At 64.3% G+C, this 19189-nt stretch carries 16 protein-coding genes; 3 read left to right on the top strand and 13 right to left on the bottom strand.

Annotated elements, in window-relative coordinates; translation table 11 throughout:
- Nucleotides 1–100 precede the first annotated feature (100 nt).
- Nucleotides 101–391 carry a CRISPR-associated endonuclease Cas2 gene (gene cas2 / locus D580_RS0101095; RefSeq protein WP_026289582.1) on the bottom strand — a complete coding sequence of 97 codons (291 nt, stop codon included), beginning with the start codon at nucleotides 389–391 and terminating at the stop codon, nucleotides 101–103.
- A 5-nt stretch (nucleotides 392–396) separates the two neighbouring features.
- Nucleotides 397–2109, bottom strand: a complete 1713-nt coding sequence (locus D580_RS0101090) for a CRISPR-associated endonuclease Cas4/Cas1 (protein WP_018952598.1) — start codon at nucleotides 2107–2109, stop codon at nucleotides 397–399.
- Nucleotides 2110–2188: 79 nt separating this feature from the next.
- Between D580_RS0101090 and D580_RS0101085 the strand changes: the two genes are divergently transcribed.
- Together D580_RS0101085 and D580_RS0101080 are read left to right on the top strand one after the other, a co-directional pair.
- Nucleotides 2189–2506, top strand: a complete 318-nt coding sequence (locus tag D580_RS0101085; RefSeq protein WP_018952597.1) for a ribbon-helix-helix protein, CopG family — start codon at nucleotides 2189–2191, stop codon at nucleotides 2504–2506.
- Entirely contained in the window at nucleotides 2506–2847 is a 342-nt protein-coding gene (locus tag D580_RS0101080; RefSeq protein WP_231363473.1) for a type II toxin-antitoxin system PemK/MazF family toxin, read from the top strand. The genes D580_RS0101085 and D580_RS0101080 overlap by 1 nt, the downstream gene beginning before the upstream one ends.
- Here D580_RS0101080 and D580_RS0101075 read toward each other — a convergent pair whose 3' ends face one another.
- From D580_RS0101075 to D580_RS0101035, 9 genes are all read right to left on the bottom strand, one after another.
- Nucleotides 2848–3552 carry an ERCC4 domain-containing protein gene (locus tag D580_RS0101075; RefSeq protein ID WP_018952595.1) on the bottom strand — a complete coding sequence of 235 codons (705 nt, stop codon included), beginning with the start codon at nucleotides 3550–3552 and terminating at the stop codon, nucleotides 2848–2850.
- Between the two features lie 4 nt (nucleotides 3553–3556).
- Nucleotides 3557–5107 carry a type I-U CRISPR-associated protein Csb2 gene (csb2, locus tag D580_RS0101070; protein ID WP_026289580.1) on the bottom strand — a complete coding sequence of 517 codons (1551 nt, stop codon included), beginning with the start codon at nucleotides 5105–5107 and terminating at the stop codon, nucleotides 3557–3559.
- Between the two features lie 3 nt (nucleotides 5108–5110).
- Nucleotides 5111–6061 (bottom strand): type I-U CRISPR-associated RAMP protein Csb1/Cas7u, encoded by a 951-nt coding sequence (gene cas7u, locus D580_RS0101065; protein WP_018952593.1) that lies wholly within the window; start codon nucleotides 6059–6061, stop codon nucleotides 5111–5113.
- A gap of 33 nt (nucleotides 6062–6094) precedes the next feature.
- Complete coding sequence (csx17, locus tag D580_RS0101060) at nucleotides 6095–8254, bottom strand: type I-U CRISPR-associated protein Csx17 (protein WP_018952592.1); 2160 nt, start codon at nucleotides 8252–8254, stop codon at nucleotides 6095–6097.
- Nucleotides 8247–10733 (bottom strand): CRISPR-associated helicase/endonuclease Cas3, encoded by a 2487-nt coding sequence (locus D580_RS0101055; protein WP_018952591.1) that lies wholly within the window; start codon nucleotides 10731–10733, stop codon nucleotides 8247–8249. The genes csx17 and D580_RS0101055 overlap by 8 nt, the downstream gene beginning before the upstream one ends.
- Before the next feature lie 111 nt (nucleotides 10734–10844).
- Nucleotides 10845–11786, bottom strand: coding sequence for a YecA family protein (locus D580_RS0101050; RefSeq protein ID WP_155999629.1), 942 nt, complete (start codon nucleotides 11784–11786; stop codon nucleotides 10845–10847).
- 85 nt (nucleotides 11787–11871) lie between these two features.
- Nucleotides 11872–12846: a helix-turn-helix transcriptional regulator gene (locus tag D580_RS0101045; RefSeq protein WP_018952589.1), complete on the bottom strand. Its 975-nt coding sequence runs from the start codon at nucleotides 12844–12846 to the stop codon at nucleotides 11872–11874.
- A gap of 204 nt (nucleotides 12847–13050) precedes the next feature.
- On the bottom strand, nucleotides 13051–14373 hold the full coding sequence (gene mpl / locus D580_RS0101040) for a UDP-N-acetylmuramate:L-alanyl-gamma-D-glutamyl-meso-diaminopimelate ligase (RefSeq protein WP_051081741.1): 1323 nt from the start codon (nucleotides 14371–14373) through the stop codon (nucleotides 13051–13053).
- Nucleotides 14374–14425: 52 nt separating this feature from the next.
- On the bottom strand, nucleotides 14426–14953 hold the full coding sequence (locus D580_RS0101035; protein WP_018952587.1) for a hypothetical protein: 528 nt from the start codon (nucleotides 14951–14953) through the stop codon (nucleotides 14426–14428).
- 188 nt (nucleotides 14954–15141) lie between these two features.
- Between D580_RS0101035 and D580_RS0101030 the strand changes: the two genes are divergently transcribed.
- Complete coding sequence (locus D580_RS0101030; protein WP_018952586.1) at nucleotides 15142–16320, top strand: phospholipase D-like domain-containing protein; 1179 nt, start codon at nucleotides 15142–15144, stop codon at nucleotides 16318–16320.
- A gap of 69 nt (nucleotides 16321–16389) precedes the next feature.
- On the opposite strand, the gene D580_RS0101025 is transcribed toward D580_RS0101030, so the two are convergent.
- Complete coding sequence (locus tag D580_RS0101025) at nucleotides 16390–17181, bottom strand: VacJ family lipoprotein (RefSeq protein ID WP_018952585.1); 792 nt, start codon at nucleotides 17179–17181, stop codon at nucleotides 16390–16392.
- A gap of 58 nt (nucleotides 17182–17239) precedes the next feature.
- Nucleotides 17240–19156, bottom strand: a complete 1917-nt coding sequence (locus tag D580_RS0101020; protein WP_018952584.1) for a PhnD/SsuA/transferrin family substrate-binding protein — start codon at nucleotides 19154–19156, stop codon at nucleotides 17240–17242.
- Between the last annotated feature and the right edge of the window lie 33 nt (nucleotides 19157–19189).

Raw genomic sequence — 19189 nt, 5'->3', positions numbered from 1 at the left:
GAGCTGGAGTCTTTCGAGCGCTGCCCGGGCTTGCCGGCATTAACCCAGCGCTCGAATCACTCCGGCGGCACGTCGATTAACACGTGCCGCCCCAGAAAGTCTAAATGATCACCGGTTCGCGGGCGACCGGTTCGAATTCCTTGCCCAGGCTTACAACCCTGGGCGCCACTTTATCGGCAATGCCAACGTCGAGGATCACGATGTGATCCTCATCATGATGAATCATGCCATCTAACAGCGCGATCAGTTCTGCATGGCGCTGTCGGCTCATTCGACACTGGAACACTGATAATTGCAGCCACTCACCGTAACCACGCATGAGCCTGAACACACGGCGCCAGCGCTTCTGATCACTGATGTCGTAGGTGACGATGTAGAGATGTTCGTCCATGGAGATCACCGGGTCGTGAAGTTCGGATAGTCGGGCAGCTCACCCAGCAGATAGCGCGCGAGCAGCCTGCCCTGGACCTCCAGCAGCCGGCGGTAGCTGAGCCGGTATCCGAACAGGGGATGGGTGATCTCATGACTCATGCGCCGCTCGAAGGTGGCGATGAAGCGCTTGCGTCCGTCGTTGGTCAACGCGACGCTGCCGGCCACGCTCTGGAAATCCGATGGACGCACTTCTCCATTGTTGATCGCCTGAATGACACAGGAATCCGCGATCAAGGGTCTGAACGGCTCCATCATGTCCAATGCCAGCGCTGGACGGCCATAACGGGGCTGATGATAGAAACCCCGATACGGATCAAGGCCCACTGCCGAGAGCGAAGCCGTCCAGGACCGGGTCAGAAGGGCGTAGGCATAGGACAGCAGGGCATTGACCGGGTCCGTGGGCGGACGGCGGTTGCGCGTGGTGAAATCGAACGTCAGTTCGGGCCCGGCATCGCTGTGCTTCAAGAGCCGAGCGAAGGCCCCGAAGTAGCGGGATGCGGCCGCCCCTTCGATGCCAAGCAGTTCCTGAAGATTGGATGCGCGGCGGGATTTCCTGATGTCCACCTGCAGGCCGTCGAGCAGATCCACAGGCTTGTCCTCGCCTTTCCAGTTGCGCCGCAACAGCGTGCGGCAGTTCTGGATCTTGGCCTCCACCAAGCCCTTGGCGATGTGCAGGCACTGGTGTTCCTCGAAGCTCGCCTTGTACTGGGCGGTGCGGATCTCCACGTTCTTGTGGCCGGTGCCCACCGTGTGCCCCATGAACCAGCCGCCATGGGAATGCCAACTGACGGGGATCTCGCGCTGCATGAGTTCCTGAAGGCACGGCGTGGTGATATAGACATTGCCCATGACGATCACCTGGGAGACGTCGATGAGACGCACCGACTGTACCTTTTCATCATCCACCGTGACCTCCAAGGTCTCGCCCCGCTTGGCAAGCTTGGCGCCCCGGGCCTGGATATAGAGTGGCAGGGCCTCGTCCCGGGCGACGGCCAGGGGCCTTGGCGGCGTCTGTTCCCGGCGCAGGTAGTTGACCTCGTCGGGCAGACAGATACCTACCAGCGAACAGCGCGGACACTTGGGACTGTCCTCCAGGGGTGCGGGGATCTGTCCACCCGCGGCGATGAATCGTAGCCCGTTGATGGCGTTGAGCGTCAACCGGCGTAATTCCTCGTCGAAGGGCACACGTACACGCTCGCGGGATTCGGTGAAGTACAACTCCCCTTCGTCACAGGTATAGCCGCATTCCTCCAGAATCATGCCCTGCACGCACAACTGGACCCTTTCGGGCTCGTAGGCGCCCCGGGCCACGTGGGGCCGCTTGCCACGCTTGTAGTCCACGGGCGTGACCCGGTCGCCCTCACCTTCCAGCAGATCCATGCGGGCGATGAGGCCAAGGCGGTTGGAAGACAGGGTGATGGAGCGGGCATGGTAGCGTTCACCCTCCTCGGCGACGCCCGGGGCCGGAAGATCACCAGAACCTTTGTCCACCCGACGGTGACGGTAGCGTCCGTCCACGGTATCCGCGGACTCGGACCACTCCCCCTGCACCCATTCCAGATACGCCAAGCGGGGGCAATACTGGTATTCGTTGACCATGCGCGCCGGGAGCAAGGGCATATCGCCGGATAGCTCCGGAAAAGGGAGCGGCAGTTCGGGCTGCTGCTGATCGTCCATTGCGGCTGGCCTCCCACTTGCGGATAGCACGAAACAGAACTACATTACGTAATACATTTCGTAATTCGAGATAAAACACATGCCTGCCATCAGTCTCCGCCTTCCGGATGAGATCGAGGCCCGCCTCGCCGAGGAAGCACGTATCGAAGGCCGCCCACGCTCCGAAGTGGTCCGCGAGGCGATCGCGGAATACATCACCCGACGGGAGCGCGAGCGGTTCATGGCGGACATGGTGGCCGCTGCCAACGCCCTCGCCGCAGATCCTGATGCCCTCGAAGAAATGCGAACCCTGGCGGAGGAATCCATCGAAGCAAGCAACGAGGCGCTGGACATCTCTGAAGGGCGCAAGCCCGGCGAACCCTGGCCCGAGGAAACCGGCGATAAGTGGTGGCGCTGATGCGCCGCGGCGAGGTCTGGATCGCCAACCTCAATCCCAACAAGGGGGCCGAGGTCGGTAAGGCCCGCCCCGTGATCATCCTGCAGGACGATGCGCTCCTCGACAGCCGGTTGCGCACCGTCGTGATCGTTCCGCTGACCACCCAGTTCCGTCCGGCATCGGCCCCTATGCGCATCGCGATCAACGCCCGCGACCATCTGCGCAAGAACTGCTATGCCATGACCGAACATCCCAGGACCATCGACCGCAGCCGCTTCGGCGAAGGGCCCCTGACCACACTCACAGCGGATGAGTTGGCCAGCGTCGAAAAGAGCCTCAAGGCGGTCATGGGGATGTGGTAGTCAGACGAGACGGCGCCAGCCTCTGTTCACCCCATATTGGCTCCCGTTCTCCTCCACGGCCCAGCGGATACAGCGGGCGGTGCGCGGCCCGATGCCATCTACCTCCTTCAACTCGACGTCACCCGCCCGGATGACGGCCTCGACGGAACCGAACCGGTCGAGCAGCCGTGCCGCACGCTCGGCACCGACCCGGGGCAGGCTCTGGAGGATGTGGGATTGCAGGGCCCGCTTGCCCTTGGGTCGGGCACCGCGGCGCGGCAGTGCACCGCCGGCCACGGTGCGGCCCTGACGGGCAATGGAGAGAAACGTCCCGACGGTCTCCCCCGCCGAACGGGTGCGCAGGACCGGCAGGCCGATGAACAGGCTCACCGTGACCAGGGCCCCTTGAACCGCCTCCCAACGCATGGCACTGCCTTCGATATCCCTGGCCGTGCCCTCCAGTAACAGGGCCGGGCGCCACTGCTCGACCGCGGCCAGCCTCAGGGCCTGATCGAACAGCCGTCCTGATTTGATCGACTCGATGAGATCGGGAAGCGTCTTGCGTTCGACGAGGAAGCGGTTGTCGATCAAATAGTCGCCGCAATCGAGCCGGGCGAAGGTCGCGGCGACCCCAGCCGATGCGCACAGCGCGGCCACCACCGGACTCTTGGAGTCGCGGTGGTCGATGGTGATGGCGATCGGCCGTTTGGTGAACTCACGATCCATGCGTCTACTCCGAGTCATGCGACGGCGCAAACAGGCCCAGGCCGTAATGACATCCAAACCCCAAGGCAAGCGGCCCCGAGATTGGCTGCGGGAACGTCAGGCGAACGAAGGCGCCGTGGGTGTCTGGTTGCGTCAACCCACGCTTGGTGCGGAAACGATGGAACTGAACCGGTCGGCAGCTTCTGCCACTGCCGACCGGGATCTCCGGCAAGAGATCCACCTGTGTAGGGATGGGCAGTCCGCGCTCGCGGCATTCCCGGCGAATCTGCTCAACGTAGCCGAAGCCTTTCTTGGCATGCCAGGGATGCAAATAGGGGGTGCGCGTGACCCAGACAGCGGCATGTCCGAGTGCCGGAATCGCGGACTGGATCGCCTGCCAGTGACGCTCATCCTCTCGACCGCCGACGGATTCCAGGGCGACCTGCCATTGACTGCCATCCTGCCCCCGCAGGATGGGCAGATCCTCGAAGACCTTGAGCATCTCCTGCGGGAAACCGGCCTCCGCATGGACAATCACGTGATCGATGCGTCCCTTGTCATTTCCCTCCGGGAGAAAGAAGGCGTGGGCATGACGGTTGTCCGGCGGCAAGCCGTGTCCGGACAGCTGCGCGGGAATGTCGGACTCACCGAACCGGCGTTTCGCCCGGGACATCAGTGCCGCGCGCATCCGTTCCGCCACACGCACCGTGTCCTCGACCCTGGGCAGGGGCCTGCCGGCCAGCGCGAAACGGGCCGTCGTAATCCGGCTGGTACGATGCCACTCGGGCACGCGGCGGCGGCGCACGCCCAAGGCCCCCTGGGGCCGCTGATAGAGCACCTCCGTGGCGCCGGGCGCCAGACTCCAGCCGGCGCGCTGAATGTCACCGGTCTCCAGGCGCAAGGCATCGATCAGACGTTCCGGCAAGGTAGCCAGGACCGAGAGCCGTTTCTGTTTGGCCAGTTTTTCCAGCCTGAGGTCCCCAACGGTCTGTTGTTGCCATTGGGCATAGTCAGCTGCGGATCTTGGCACGATCAATCTGACCGGTTCACTGGTCTCGCCCGTGGCCGGATTCACAGCCAGGTTGCCCGGACGGCAATTGGCATCCTCCGGGTTCCAGCCCTCCAGCCGACGGCACTCGATCCAGCTCTCGGCGCGGCCGAAGAAATTCAGATCCCGCATAAGCGCGTCCAGGGATCCCAGAAGCTCCAGGTCCGGGTCCAGGTCGGGCCAGGCGATGATTAGCTCTTCATCAGGATCGATTCGAAGGAAGGCGTCGAACACCAGGACCGACTTATCGGCCCGTCCCTCGCGCACCGGCATGTAGTGGCGCGTATGGGCATGGACCGCATCCGGCAGACGATAGACAGGCGCAACGCCGGAGAGGGCATTGACGAGCACCTCCAGGCGGGCCTCTGGAAATTCGCCTGGATCATGCTTGCGGTGCCAGGTGGCGATCAGGGCGCGCAGGAAACGCCACGGGGACGGCGGCCATTCCACGTCGGCCTCGTTTACATGCCGCCCCCAGGGTGTGGCATGAAAACGTCCAGCTGTGAACCGGCAGGCAACGGCAAGCATGGTTTATTTCTCGTAGGTGACGATGGTGACCGCCGGCTGCGCGAACCGACCCTCGCCGGCCACCGCCTCGATCAGACCCGGGAGTGCCGCTTCCAGTTCCGACAGCTCCGGCGCCTCCCAACCCTCCGGCCGGGTGACACGCAATGCCTGGCAGTCCAGATCGCAGGCCGTACGCAGGCGCAGTCCGTGTACAAGGAATCGGCGCACTTTATACAGCGCCAGGGCAATGAGCAGACGATCAACCTGCTCTCCCAGCCCGAAGGCGCGGATCTGGGCCAGATCGAGATTGAAGTAGGCCTTGATGCGGGGGGAGACGTATTCATCCCTGGCAAAAGGCACATTACCGAACCCCCTGGACGTATCACCGGAGGGATTGACGTGATCGTTCTTGACTCCGCCACTGGACGCCACCCTCACATCTTCGGCCTCAATAAAAGCGGAAAGCGCCCTGGGCAGCCGCAGCCGCCCACCCGCCAGGTCTTTTTTGGCGAGGAAGACACCGTGCAGCACGGCATTGGTATCCACCTTGAGAAGCGTCTGTGCCAGTTTACGAATATCCACCGGCCCTTCTTCCATGTGGGCCAGCTCCTGCTTGAGCAGGTCGAACAGGGTCTTGTCCTTGCCTTCCAGGATATAGGGCGAGTTCAGCCTGTGTGCCTCCAGGACCGAATTGGTCAGCGGCTTGCCCGCCTTGTCCAGAACCTTGACCACCGGGAGACCCCTCAAAGGCGATACCCAATCATCAGCATCCTGGTCCCAGCAGACCGTCTCCAGCCGGTTGGCCATGCTTTGGGCAGACTCCACCAGCAACATGGGACGGCCGTCCGGTCCTTCGTACTGGGCAGCGCCGAGGTCCGGAAACCCGGTGGGCTGGAAGCGAGTCCCTTGGATGGGTGCGAGGTCGGCCTCCATGAGCAGTCGGGGCACATCACTGAGCAGAGGTTCGAGGTTCATGTCAGAGTTCTCCTTGAGATAGATGCAACGGGATCAGGACGCATCCTGGGCGACGCGTTCGTCGGCCTTGAGGTCAGCGAGGCGCTTGGTAACGCCTTGGATGACACGGTGATCCACCGGGATCATGAGCGCCACCAGTAGGCGCCTGCCATCCGGGTAGGGCGGCGTCAGGCGCCAACCGGCATCGGCCAGCCCGGCGACCCGGCGCCTGCGGAGAGCCAGGTCCACGGCACGCCCCACACCAGCCGGACCAGCCCGCAGCAGCCGAGGCAAGGCCGAGGGAAGCGGCAGCCGCCCATCGGGTGTAAGAACACCAGCCTCGCGTAGCTGGGCATCCGGCACGAACAGCGGTTTGAACAATGCGTAGATCATGGGCAGGGACGCCTGGGAAGCGGTGGCTTGCCGGGGGGGCAAACGTTCCGGTAACCGAACACAAGCCAGACCCGCCATCAGCTCGGCGATACAACGGTCGTCAGTCGCACCAGCCAAAAATGCCGTCACCGCTCCTTCATCGGCGGGACAACGGCCGGACAGCGGTTTGTCGTTCAGATCCGTTCGGTCGGCGGTCAGCAGGCGCCGTTGCAGCACCTGGGCAAGATTGTCCGAGAGATTGCCCTGTCCCCAGACGGCCAGACGGCTCTCCGGTGCCCAGACATTGAGCTTCACGGGATCGATGGGAGCCAGATGCACACCCATGGGCAGGCCATCGTCGAGACCGGCCAGGGCTGCCGCCACCCGGAATTCGTGGCTATCATCCCGGGCGGCCTCGACCCAGTGCGCGTCGAGCCGGGGCACGGGCCGCACCTGCTCGCGCAGCGAGGGACTGCGTGCCAGGTAGAACTGTACCTCGCCCAGGACTTTGAGCACCTCCTGCACCTTACGGGGATCCGCCACACGGACCAGATCGAACAGGGCGTCGTCAAGACGATGGGCAAGCCCCTGCAAGCGCGCCGGTGCATGTGTGGAACGGGCCGCACGGCGGAAACGCCACAACCAGTCGCCACGATCCAACTGATCGATCAGGTCGGCCTTGGGGTTTTGATGCACATGGAATCGGTTCAACGGCGTGGCCAGATAGGCCTTTCCGGAGCGCATCATAAACGCATAGCGCTGGAAGGCACGCACACCCCGATCCGTCCCCAGCTTGGCCACGGCACGGGCGAAGTCCAATCCGTCCCGGGGAAGCCGCCCATTGAGGCTGACACGTCCCTCACCCAGTAAGACTCGCAATTCCGGCAGTGAGGCCGGACGATCCCATAGGGGCATCCAGATCTCGGCCCGAGCCGGCCTTTCATCCCCTAGGGCAACAGCGCCGCTGCCACCACCACTGGGGCGTACCGTGAAGGGATAGCTCAAGGCCGAAGGATCGGTGCTCTCCAAACGGCGGGTGGCAGTCGCAGCGAACAGCAGCGCGCCCTCAAGCATCAACACATAATCCCAGACATTGACCTGCGCGCCGCTGTCAAAACCGGTGGAACTGTTGGGCCCACCCGCGGCACCGGGGAAAAATTGACCGATCGCAAGCGCCGTCACACCGGGGACCGGACGAGCGAACAAGGCAGACTCCAACTTGTTCCCAACATCCCCCTGCACCTTGCCCGTGACGGGATCGAACATCTCCAGCAACCGCTGCATGTAATTGCTGGTGAAATCGAGACGGCCGTCGTTACCCCCCGTACCCAGCAAGGGCGGGTAGTCGGGCTTGTCGTCGGTCAGCAGGACTGCGGCATCCAACCAAGACAGGAACTCGTCATGCAGCGTTGCCCGCAAACGGGCCAAGAGCGCGCGCTTGTCCGACTCGGCCGGCTTCTCGGTCAAATTCAACCGTTCAAGCGCATCTGCCATCATCGCAGCCGCTTCTCGGAACGGTCGCCAGCGCTCGGCCCGGGTGGATTTGATTTTCTCAAGCGTACTCCAGGCCGTCTCGTTGCCCTGGCGATAGAACCCGCTGCCGCCATTCCAGGGCGACAGCATGGGGGTGGGCCGATAGCTCTCCAAAAAGAAGCGCCGCAAGTCACTCTCGTCGAGACGGGTACGGAGCATGAAGCACTCGTCCTGCCACCAGCCCTTCGCCGTTGCGTCCGCCTGCTCGCAAACAAGCCGCAGGACACCCAGAGCCTTGAGATAGGCGGCCAAAGGCATCGGAGAACAGCCGCGCAGGACGATCTCGTTGAGATGCATATCCTTATCCATGACCATTCTCCTGTGTCCGCTCATCTTCGGAATGCTCGGCACCCTGTGCCTGCTCCAGCCGACTCGCCCGCCAGTCGGCCAGCCGCACCAGGGTTTCCAGCCAGGCCAGTCTGAACGGGCCGTGTTCAGATAAGAGGCTCTGGGTGCGCGCGCTCCATGACGGGCCCTGGGGTCCGTCGCCCAGGCGCATGAGATCCAGGCGCAAGACCGTGGGCGGCACCGACTCGCCTTCATCGATGGGGACCGGCGGCAACGCGTCGCCTTCCCACACCCCGCGCGCGAAAAGGAGATCGGGATCATGGGGCTGCTGCTCACGTGGCTGAGCACGCAGGCCCATGCGCACCTTGCCGTGATGAGCGGCGATCAGATAGGCGATCAGGTTGGATTCGGGTTCTTCGGGGTGATGCTCCAACCAGGCCAGCATGGAGGCCAACTCGTGGCGAAAGTGCGGGCGCTTCTCCTGTAAGCCGTCGCGCTCGACGAAATACTCGGGACGCGCCCTGGCCATACCGTCGGATTTGGCCCAGAGACCCCCGTGCCGCACCTGCGGATCTTGCATGGCGGCACGCAGCATGTTCTGAAAGGCCTCGTGGGCCTTGCCCACGTCATGCCAACGGGCGGCTCGGATGACCGATCGACTGAGGACCTCATCAAGTTCCAATGCCCCGCACAGTTCTGCGGCTGCCTGGCCCACGTCTCGCAAATGCATGTCCAGTGGCACGGCCCGTCGCAAGAGACTGCGCACATCCGACGAATAGGCCTCGGGCGCGGGGAGATCCGCCGGAACGGGGATCACCTCGACATCCCCTTTATGCGCGGCATCGAAGCCCAGCACGGGATCGTACCCGCCCGCCTCGGCATCGAGCAGTAGCGTCATGCCGGGTCGAATGGCATCGCTCACCGATTGCCATGTGCCCATGACCGCATCCCACGCCCAAACCCGGCCGGCCTTGCGCTTGTCGCGGTAGGACTTGATCTGGCTCAGCGACGCACGGCACAACTCCCGAGACAAGGGCCTCGGGATGTCATCGAGCCGGGACGCTGATTTTTGATCCCGGTTCAAAGTACGCCAGAAGACCTGCACATCGGTCTCTCGGACATCGCGGATATAAGGGGAGACATCCAGGTCGAAACCGGACAGGTCCGGGTCGGTGTCGAACAACTGCAACAGATCCTTTCGACGCAGCACCATCGCCTCGGGTGCGGTCTCCTCGGTGGGCGGCAGGTCCACAGGACTGGCGGATGTCAGGGCACGCAGCCTTTCACGGCTCGGCCCAAGCTGTTCGACGTCATAGGGCGTGGCTACGGCATCGTCCAGATCGATCCAGTAGACTCGCGCGCCCCCGTCGCCGTTACACTCCCCATAGCGGTTGCAACGTCCAAAACGCTGCACCATGGACGACCAGGGCGCCAGTTCGGTGAACAGCGTACGCGACGTCATGTCCACGCCCGCCTCCACCGCCTGGGTGGCGACCACGATACGCCCTTCGGGCGGCACCTGCGTGCCCAGGGCCTGCTCCAGCAGGCGTCTTTCCCGGGCACGGAATCGCGCATGAACGAGCAGAAGATCCCGGTCTTCCGTGCGCTCCTTGATCGCACGCGCCAGCCCCTGGGCCCGCTCCACCGTGTTCAGCACCACCAGTGTGGTCGTGTCTGGCACATGGGCCTGGATCACCAGCTCGGCCAACCGGGTCAAGTAGTCCTGAACGGCTGCCTTTGAATCCCCTTCCAGAGTGACCGGCAGGCACTCCAGGCGCTTCACCGCCTCGCGGCGCTCCCGCACCTGTTCCATCGTGCATTCCTGGGCGTCTAGACCGAGGTGCACGAGATCATCTATCCGACGACGCATGTCCACGGTGGCCAGCCAATCGGTATTCAGGGTCGCCGAGACCCACAGGCTGCGACTTGGGCGGACACAGCCAAAATCACGGCGCAAGGCCTCCAGCTGCGCCGAAGTCTGCAGACCTGGCCCCATGAGTTGCACCTCGTCGAACACCCACAGAGTGTCGTTGTGCAGCAGGCCGAAGTGCATGGGCCACTGATACCGGCTCATGCCGTAACCCCGCATCAGTGCACGGGAAAGCAGCATGTCCTGGGTGCCCACCAGGATCATGTCCTCCTCGGGGTGCTCCACCCAGGCTGCCTCCCGAACATCGACCTCCCCGCCCATGAGCAAATGAACCGACACCTTGCCCTCGCCGGGCAAGCCGTGCAGATTCAGTCGCTGAAGCCAATGTTCGATATTGCGGCAGGTCTGCTCCACCAGCACGCGCATGGGCAGACACCAGATCAGGCGCCGAGAGGTGTCCTCGTCGCGCAATTCACGACGCTTGTAAAGCCAGGCCAGCGTGACTGCGGCGGTCTTGCCCAAGCCCGTGGGGACATGGAGGGTATCCGGCCATGGGGCCTCGGCAAGCCTGGCCTGATATGGGAAGGGCTCGAAGCCAGCCGCCTTATTGAAAAAATCAGCGTATTTCATCGGCAATGCCTGCTCACTTAATCTGATTGCTTTGTACCACCCCCGGTGGCTCACAGATTGAGCCTGTGCCTATCTTTCTGCCCGTGGCGGCGGTGATCGGCGGGTAGCCGATCAGACCGGCAAGCAGCATTTCTTGTACTTCTTCCCGCTGCCGCACGGACAGGGGTCGTTCCGCCCTGTCTTCGGTTGAGAACGGACGTATGGCTCGGTATAGGGCCACCCCGATGGACTGATGTCTTGCCGGAGGCCGAGGCGTCGATCCTCCTCCGCCCAGCGCCGTTGGCGTGCCCTAATGGCGGCCGGGCAGTAGAACGCCCACGGGTCCCGGAACCGCTCCCAGTCCGGTGCGTCCGTGCCGGCCCCGTAGGCTCGTTCGATATCCCGCTGGTCGAAATGTTTACCGAAGCCTTCCTGGCGTCGCTCCAGTGACTCGATCAGGGGGCGGTGCCGATCCCTGGGGAAGTCCAGGAGCGTGCTGCACAGGCACAGACGGGTACTCCAGTCCTGCTCCTCAACCTCCACGATCCCGGCCAGCCAATCGATGGCCTCCTCGAGCCGCGCCCCGTCCTCCCGGGCATGCAGGCTGAGGACCGTGTCCGCCGCGTTGGTGCGTGTATAGAGATCGTAGCCACGGTGCTCGGCGAGCACGCGCAAGGGTTCCGCGAGGTCTTCGGGCTTGTTGGCAAACAGGGCGGGCCAGTAGCCTGTCAGCCACTCCATCATGTTCTCGTCGCCGGTCGCCTCCAGTCGATACATGAGATCGATCAGGAACGTCCCGGCCTCCCGGGACGGCAGGCGTCCGGCAATCATGGCGGCGTGATAGGAAAGCCACCAGCGTCCGTCATCGCCTTCCTCGATGGGATAATGCTCGCCCATCGTGATGAGTAGGGCCTCGAGGATGCCGTCGCCACGGGCCACGCAGGCTTCGATGAGATTCAGCGGTACTCGGTCCTGGTCGCGCACGAGATGGGCGACGAGCTGCCCTGGATCGAGGCGGGCAAGCGTTGCGTCCTCATAGGCGGGCAGTTCTGCCTGTAGGTCTTCGGCGGTCATGGAAACTCCGTTGATTGACATGAAGTTCAGGATCCTTGGCGTGACCTGAAAGCGGTGCCTGGTACAGCCCGGTGAGGCGACCGGATCAATCCCCAGGCCCACGATAGCGCTCCCAGGCCGATCGCAGACGTGCGGCCACCTGTCGGCGCAGGGACTCCGGCGCGGCCACCTCCACATCCGGCCCGTACTTGAGGATATCCATCATCAGTTCGCGCGGGTCGGAATAAGGGACCTGGAGTTCGTAGACGTCGCCGTCCCAACGTCCGATCTGGTCGGGATGCCAATTCTCGTCCGCCACCCAGCGGGCGCGTTCGGAGGTAAAGCGCAACACGGCCCAGTGCTCGACCGTGCCGGTGAAGATGCCGAAGCTTCCGCCCAGGTAGCGGTCCAGGAGGCTGGCGTCCACGGGTCGCAGAGGACCTTCGACAGGTTCCGCCTGGCGAATCCTGTCCAGGGAAAAGGTGCGCAGGGAATTGGCCTGATCACACCAGGCGATCAGATACCAGTTGTCACGGTAATGCATGAGACGGTAAGGATGCACTCGGCGCTGGGAGAAGGTATCGCGCTCGCGCCCGTGGTATTCGATGTGAAGCGGCATGGATTCGAGTACAGCCGCCGAGACCTGTCCGAACAACCGGTCGTCCACCCGTCTCGGGGCCATGGGCTGGAGGCGCACCCGCTGGCTCACCGTTTGCGAGGAATGGCCGCTCTCCCCGAGCAATTTCCGAATGCGCCCCTTGAGGGGGCCAAGGCTTGGACCCAGCAGACCGGGCTGCACGGATTCGAGCAGTTGTTCCGTGGCAAGCAGGGCATACAGTTCACTGGCGTTGAACCACAGGCCAGGGAGTTCGAACTCTGGAGCGTCCGGGTCATAGCGGTAACCGTTGAGGTCGCGGTCATAGGGCAGTGGTGCCCCCATGAAATCGCGCATGTAGGCGAGATCACGCACCACCGTGGCCCGGGACGCGCCCAGTTCCTCCATGAGCCGGACCAGCGGGACGGGCCTGCGGTTGCCCTTGAGCAAGCCGTGAATCCGGTAGATGCGCTCCGCGCGGTTCATAGGCCTTGCAATCCCCCCTGATTTTATCCTCGGCCTTTTCCTGAGAAGTTTGAGGATACCATCGATGGGAACCGGAAGGTCCGTGGCTGGAGACTGCTTCGGATACCGAGTCGTCGGGCTGAAGCCCGACCTACCTCTTGACGCTCCGTAGATCGGCCTCAAGGCCGACATTCCCGCCATGGTTTGAGCGGGGAATGGAGGATCCTATGGTCCGGACAGGGCGGCCAGCAGCCGGTCATGCAGGCCGCCGAAACCGCCGTTGCTCATGATGAGCACGTGGTCGCCGGGACGCACCTCGGCGAGCAGCGCGGCCAGCAGGACATCGGTGTCCGCACAGGCCCGGCCATGGGGCAAGGCATCGATCACCACCTGGCTGTCCCAGCCCAGGTCCGCCGGGGCGTGCAGGTACACCCGGTCGGCGGCCGCCAGCGACTCGGCGAGGCGGTCGCGATGCACGCCCATGCGCATGGTGTTGGAACGGGGATCCAGCACGGCGATGATGCGCGCCGCGCCCACCCGGGCGCGCAGGGCATCCAGGGTCGTGGCGATGGCGGTGGGATGATGCGCGAAGTCGTCGTAGACATGGATGCCCGAACGCTCGCCGCGCAGCTGCAGACGCCGCTTGACGCTCTGAAACTCCGCAAGGGCATTGATGCCTTGTTGCACCGGCACCCCGGCGTGGCGTGCGGCCGCCAGGGCCGCCAGGGCGTTGGCCATGTTATGCCGGCCGATCAGATCCCAACGGACCTCGCCTTGGGCCTCGCCCCGGTAAAGCACCTGGAAACGGCTGGCATCGGGACTGAGCAAGCGCCCCTGCCAGTCGCCATGACCCGCCACACCGAAACCCTGCACCGGCGTCCAGCAGCCCTGGGACAGTACCCGGCTCAGGTTCTCGTCATCGGCGTTGCGCACGATCAGGCCCTCGCCGGGCACGGTGCGCACCAGGTGATGGAACTGGCGTTCGATGGCGGCGAGGTCCGGAAAGATGTCCGCGTGGTCGTATTCCAGGTTGTTCAACACGAGGGTGCGCGGGCGGTAGTGGACGAACTTGGAGCGCTTGTCGAAGAACGCGGTGTCGTATTCGTCGGCCTCCACCACGAAGAACGGCGCCTCGCTCAGGCGCGCAGAGACGCCGAAGTTCTCCGGCACGCCACCGATCAGGAAGCCGGGCTCAAGACCCGCGTATTCCAGGATCCAGGCCAGCATGCTCGAAGTGGTGGTCTTGCCATGGGTGCCGGCTACCGCCAGCACCCAGCGCCCGCCGAGCACATGCTCGGCCAGCCACTGGGGGCCCGAGGTGTAGGCCAGCCCGCGGTTGAGTACGTACTCCACTGCCGGGTTGCCCCGGCTCATGACGTTGCCGATCACCACCTGGTCCGGTGCGGGTTCCAGGTGGGAGGGATCGAAGCCTTGGGATACCTCGATGCCCTGCTCCGCCAGCAGGGTGCTCATGGGTGGGTAGACGTTCTGGTCGGAGCCGGTGACCCGGTAGCCGGCGGCGCGCGCCAGCAGGGCGATGCCGCCCATGAAGGTGCCGCAGATGCCGAGGATGTGGATGTGCTGCAAGCCGGATACCCCGTCAGGACAGCAGCCAGGCGCCCACCACCAGCTCGATCAGGCCGGCGGACAGGATCAGGTACAGGAGCGCCAGACCGAAACCGAAACTCAGCCGGCGCAGGGCCAGGGCGTGCCGGATGATGTTGCCGTAGGCCGCCAGCAGCCAGCCCAGCATGAGCAGGTAGGCAACACTGATCAGCGGCGGGGTCTGCCCGCCCTGTTCCAGCCCGCCGGCCAGGCTATGGGTAAGCGGCAGCATCACCACGCCCAGCACTACGCCAACCCCGAGCAGGCTGGTGTAGGTCTGCAGGAATCGCCCGGGATGGCCGACCAGGTGCAGGGCCAGGTGCACCACCACCGCCATGAGCACCAGCTCGGCAAAGCTCTGGATCATGGCACTCTGGAAGCCGTAGAAGGGCATGCCCAGCAGACTGCCCACCAGCAGGTAGAGCAGACCCATGATCCCCGCCAGGGTCGAGGAAGCGGGCAGATCCTGGGGGCCGATCTGCAAGAGGGTCAGTTGCAGGAAAGGTCGGATGATGGCGTACATGCGAGTAGAGTGGCTAGTGGCTAGTGGCAAGGAAATACGAAAAGCTTCTGACCTCGAGGGAGAATCCTCTTGGTACGAATAGGATACCTGAATCCGTGTTCGCGCTTTTCCCATTCAAGGGACGATAGACTAGCCAACTGACGAATGATTGACCTTGCCACCAGCCACTTGCGACTTGCCACTAAATTATGCGTGCCAATCCCCTGCGCCGTCCCAGAACCGCGTTTCCCGAGCGAGCAGGCCACCGCTACGAACTGCTGGTGGACGGCGAGCGCTTCCTGCCCGCCATGCTCCAGGCCATCGAAGCGGCCCACCGCTACGTCCTGCTGGAACTCTACCTGGTCGAGGATGGCCACTGCGCCGGCAGCTTCGTGAACGCCCTGTGCCGGGCGGCACAGCAGGGCGTGGCGGTATTCATCCTGCTGGACGGTTATGGCGGGCGCGGCCTGTCCGAGGCGCACCGCCAGGCACTGGCCGCGGCCGGAGCGCAACTGGCCTTCTTCAACCCCCTGAGCCTGCACCGCTGGCGCCTGAGCCTGTGGCGGGATCACCGCAAACTGCTGCTGGTGGACGGGGAGATCGCCTTCACCGGCGGCATGGGCATGACCGATGACTTCGACCCGGCCGTGCGGGGCGAGGCCGCATGGCACGAGGTGATGCTCGAGATCCGCGGACCCTGCGTGCAGGACTGGCAGAAGCTGTTCGAGGCCGCATGGCGGCGCTGGTGCGCCGATGCCCGTCCCCTGCCCTCGCCCCCCTGTACAATTGACTCCGGCGGTGGCGGCGGACAGGTACTGGGGGACTTCGGACACGGCGGGCGAGCGGTGATGGCCTCGACGATCGCCGCCATGGGCCGGTCCCGTTCGCGCATCTGGCTGGCCACCGGCTATTTCGTGCCCACCCGGCGCCTGCGCCGCGCCCTGGTGCGCGCGGTCCGGCGAGGGGTGGACGTGCGCCTGCTGCTGCCCGGCCCGCACACGGACCATCCTCCCGTCTGGCACGCGGGCAGACGCTTCTACGGTCGGCTGCTGCGTTCAGGGGTGAAGATTTACGAATACCAGCCGCGCTTCCTGCACGCCAAGTTCCTGCTCTGCGACCAGTGGACCAGCGTCGGCTCCAGCAACCTGGACCACTGGACCCTGCGCTGGAATCTGGAGGCCAATCAGGCGGTGATGGATGAGACCCTGGCCGGGGAACTGGCGCGCCTGTTCGAGCAGGACTTTGCGCAGAGCCTGGCCTGGCAGGCCGAGGACTGGCGCGCCCGGGGCCGCTGGCAGCGTTTCAAGGAATGGCTGTTCGGCGGCCTGGACGACTGGCTGATGCAGCTGGGGGACAGGTATGCCTTGAGGATGGAAAGTGAGAAGTGAGAAATGAGAAGTGCAAATTGAAAGATCGCATTTCACTTCGCACTTCCCAATTCCCACTTCGCACTTGCTCTACTGTCCTTCCTGCCTCTGCCTGGCCTCTTCCGCCTCCAGGGCCTCGAGCGCCTCCAATTCGTCGAACAGGTCGGCGCCAGTGTCCCGACCCGGTGGTTCGCCGTTGTGGACCAGGAATTCCCGGCGCTGCAGGTAGAAGTCGCGGATCGCCGTGTAGCGATCGGTGGCGATGCCGTCCATGGCCTGCTCGATGCTCAGGAAACCGGCCCGGGTGTCGATGACGTACACACCGGCCAGGATGTTCCGGCGGCCTTCGGGCTCGTGGTAATAAAGCGGGTTGGTGCGGGCATCCACGTAGAGACTGGGGGCGTCGCGCAGGGTACTCGGCCCGAGCAGGGGCAGCACCAGGTAGGGTCCGGAGGGCACGCCCCAGTGGCCCAGGGTCTGGCCGAAATCCTCGTTGCTCTTGGGCAGGTCCATGTGGCTGGCCACGTCCAGGATGCCCAGCAGGCCGATGGTGCTGTTGAAGGTGATCCGGCCGAAATCGTTGAGCGCCGGCTCGAACTTGAGCTGCAGGAGGTTGTTGAACAGATTGGTGACATCGCCCAGGTTGGCGAAGAAGTTGCCGATGCCGGTGCGCACCGGCCTGGGGGTCACCTTCACGTAGCCCTGGGCGACCGGCTTGAGTACCGCCTTGTCCACCGCCTCGTTGAACTGGAACATGGCGCGGTTGTAACCCTCCCACGGATCGGCGGGATCCCGCGGCCCCTGGGTGCTCGCGCAACCGACCAGCAACCAGGCGGCACACAGCAGCCAGGCCAGGCGAATGTACGGGGATGGGGATGTCATGAACGAATGTCCTTTCCGGGCGATGATGCTGCATCTCGGCGCAGCTGCCTGACCGGGGTCAGTGGGGGTCGCTGGAGTATACGTGATAGCGGTTGCGGCCGTGTTCCTTGGCAGTGTAACAGGCCTCGTCGGCCGCCTTGAGGACCGCACCCAGGTTTCCGCTTTGCCGATCGATGAGCACCAGTCCCTGGCTCACGCCCACCCGGTAGGTCTCTCCCTCGGATTCATAGCTGTAGGCGGTGATGGCATCACGCAGCTTCTCCGCCATGGCGATGCCGGCATCCAGTTCGCAGTTCATGAGCAGGATGCCGAACTCGTCTCCCCCGATCCGGGCGGCGGTGTCCGTGGAACGCACCTGCCGCTCCAGGATGTCGGCAACCTCCCTGAGCACCTGGTCGCCGGCGGCATGACCCAGGCTGTCGTTGATGGCCTTGAACCAGTCCAGGTCCAGGAAGATCAGCACGTGGGTCTGGCCGCTCTTCTGGCTCCCGTCCACGGCCCGGGACAGGCGGGTCTCGAACTCCCGGCGGTTGACCAGGCCGGTGAGCGGGTCGTGGGCCGCCTGGTACCTGAGCTGGCGGGCCAGGGTGCGCAGTTCCGTCACGTCATGAATCACCAGCACGCAGCCCGAGACCCCGGTGAGACCGGCGCGGATGGTGGAGGTGGTGATCTTCACCGAATATTCCTGGCCGTCGCGTCCCAGCAGCAGGCCGTCGAAGGTGTACGGCCGCGGCTCCCGCATGCTGGCGCTGTGGCGGGCGAGATTGCCCAGTTCCTTGCGGCTGGACTCGTCCACCAGGTGGAACACCTGCCGGTAGTCATGGCCCTGGACGTCCGGGAGACTGCAATGTCCCATGCGCTCGGCCACCGGGTTCATGTACTGGATCAGGCCCTGAGTGTCGGTAGTCACCACCGCATCGCCGATCGAACGCAAGGTGTTGGCCAGGCTCACCCGCGATGCGGTCAGACTGCGGTTCAGGCGCATCACGAAGGCCAGGAAACCGGTGAGCAGGACACCCAGAATCCCGGCGAACCAGGGACCGTAGACGGTGAACACCTCGCGCAGGGTGATCACCTCGTCAGGCTCGTAGAGACCCACCTTGAGTTCGCGCATCAGGTCATGGACCGGATCGTAGTTGAGCGGGATGGTCCAGCCTGCGATCTCCGCGGCATCCAGGGCGGGGTGGCCTTCCGGCATCGCGAACAGGGCCTGGAGCACCTGCTTGGCCAGGTCCTCGTCCATGTCCGGCTGTACCGCCAGCGGCCATTCCGGGTATAGGCGGGTACTGTGCAGGAACGGGAAACCCGGCGTGGTTCGGGCATTGAGGACATGAAACTCGTCGGCGCGGATACGCCCCTCATTGATCCACTGTTCCAGCAGTTCGGTGCGGAAGGTGCCGGCATCCACCTGGCCTGAACGCACCGCCTCCATGACCAGGTCCACCGGGAAGCCGGTGAACTCCAGCTGCATGTCCTGCAAGGGTTCGATGCCGTGGTCGCGCAGTTCCTTCCAGCCCATCCACCAGCCACCGAAGGCCTCCGGATGTACCGCCGCGAAACGCTTGCCGCGAAGATCGGCGATCTCGCGGATGTCGTCGCGGTCGGCCCGGGAGATGATCACTGCGCCGAAGCGGGTGGAGGTGCCGGTGGGACGCTGGCTGATCAGAGTGGCGATGCGCGTGATGCCGTGGCGCTGGTTGAGCGCCACGTAGGAACCGGAGTTGGTGATGACGAAATCCGCCTCACCACTGGCCACCGCCTCATCGATGGTGTCGTTGGTCAGGGGCAGGATGCGAAACCGCACGCCGGGCAGCTGCGCTTCCAGGTACTCGGCAGTGGGCGACCACATGCGCACCGCCTCGTCCATACCCCGGAAGGCCAGCACGCCGATGGTGACATCATCCTTGTGATGCCAGGCCTTGACGGACGATGCGAAGACCAGCAGCCACAGGCAGGCCCATGCCGCAAGCGCCACGGGCCTGCGCCAGGCAGATGGCCATGAGCCCTG

Origin of the sequence: Thioalkalivibrio sulfidiphilus (assembly GCF_000377945.1) — a bacterium.
Lineage (GTDB): Bacteria > Pseudomonadota > Gammaproteobacteria > Ectothiorhodospirales > Ectothiorhodospiraceae > Thioalkalivibrio_A > Thioalkalivibrio_A sulfidiphilus_A.
Note: the sequence above shows the minus strand (reverse complement) of the source record. Positions and strands in the feature narration are given on the sequence as shown.

Excerpts from the sequence above, each read along its gene's own strand:
- D580_RS0101045 (WP_018952589.1), bottom strand. The coding sequence starts at position 12,846 with ATGAACCGCGCGGAGCGCATCTACCGGATTCACGGCTTGCTCAAGGGC.
- D580_RS0101080 (WP_231363473.1), top strand. The coding sequence starts at position 2,506 with ATGCGCCGCGGCGAGGTCTGGATCGCCAACCTCAATCCCAACAAGGGG.
- cas7u (WP_018952593.1), bottom strand. The coding sequence starts at position 6,061 with ATGAACCTCGAACCTCTGCTCAGTGATGTGCCCCGACTGCTCATGGAG.
- cas2 (WP_026289582.1), bottom strand. The coding sequence starts at position 391 with ATGGACGAACATCTCTACATCGTCACCTACGACATCAGTGATCAGAAG.
- csx17 (WP_018952592.1), bottom strand. The coding sequence starts at position 8,254 with ATGGATAAGGATATGCATCTCAACGAGATCGTCCTGCGCGGCTGTTCT.
- D580_RS0101090 (WP_018952598.1), bottom strand. The coding sequence starts at position 2,109 with ATGGACGATCAGCAGCAGCCCGAACTGCCGCTCCCTTTTCCGGAGCTA.
- D580_RS0101085 (WP_018952597.1), top strand. The coding sequence starts at position 2,189 with ATGCCTGCCATCAGTCTCCGCCTTCCGGATGAGATCGAGGCCCGCCTC.
- D580_RS0101025 (WP_018952585.1), bottom strand. The coding sequence starts at position 17,181 with ATGACATCCCCATCCCCGTACATTCGCCTGGCCTGGCTGCTGTGTGCC.
- D580_RS0101055 (WP_018952591.1), bottom strand. The coding sequence starts at position 10,733 with ATGAAATACGCTGATTTTTTCAATAAGGCGGCTGGCTTCGAGCCCTTC.
- csb2 (WP_026289580.1), bottom strand. The coding sequence starts at position 5,107 with ATGCTTGCCGTTGCCTGCCGGTTCACAGCTGGACGTTTTCATGCCACA.
- D580_RS0101075 (WP_018952595.1), bottom strand. The coding sequence starts at position 3,552 with ATGGATCGTGAGTTCACCAAACGGCCGATCGCCATCACCATCGACCAC.
- D580_RS0101035 (WP_018952587.1), bottom strand. The coding sequence starts at position 14,953 with ATGTACGCCATCATCCGACCTTTCCTGCAACTGACCCTCTTGCAGATC.
- D580_RS0101030 (WP_018952586.1), top strand. The coding sequence starts at position 15,142 with ATGCGTGCCAATCCCCTGCGCCGTCCCAGAACCGCGTTTCCCGAGCGA.
- D580_RS0101050 (WP_155999629.1), bottom strand. The coding sequence starts at position 11,786 with ATGACCGCCGAAGACCTACAGGCAGAACTGCCCGCCTATGAGGACGCA.
- mpl (WP_051081741.1), bottom strand. The coding sequence starts at position 14,373 with ATGGGCGGCATCGCCCTGCTGGCGCGCGCCGCCGGCTACCGGGTCACC.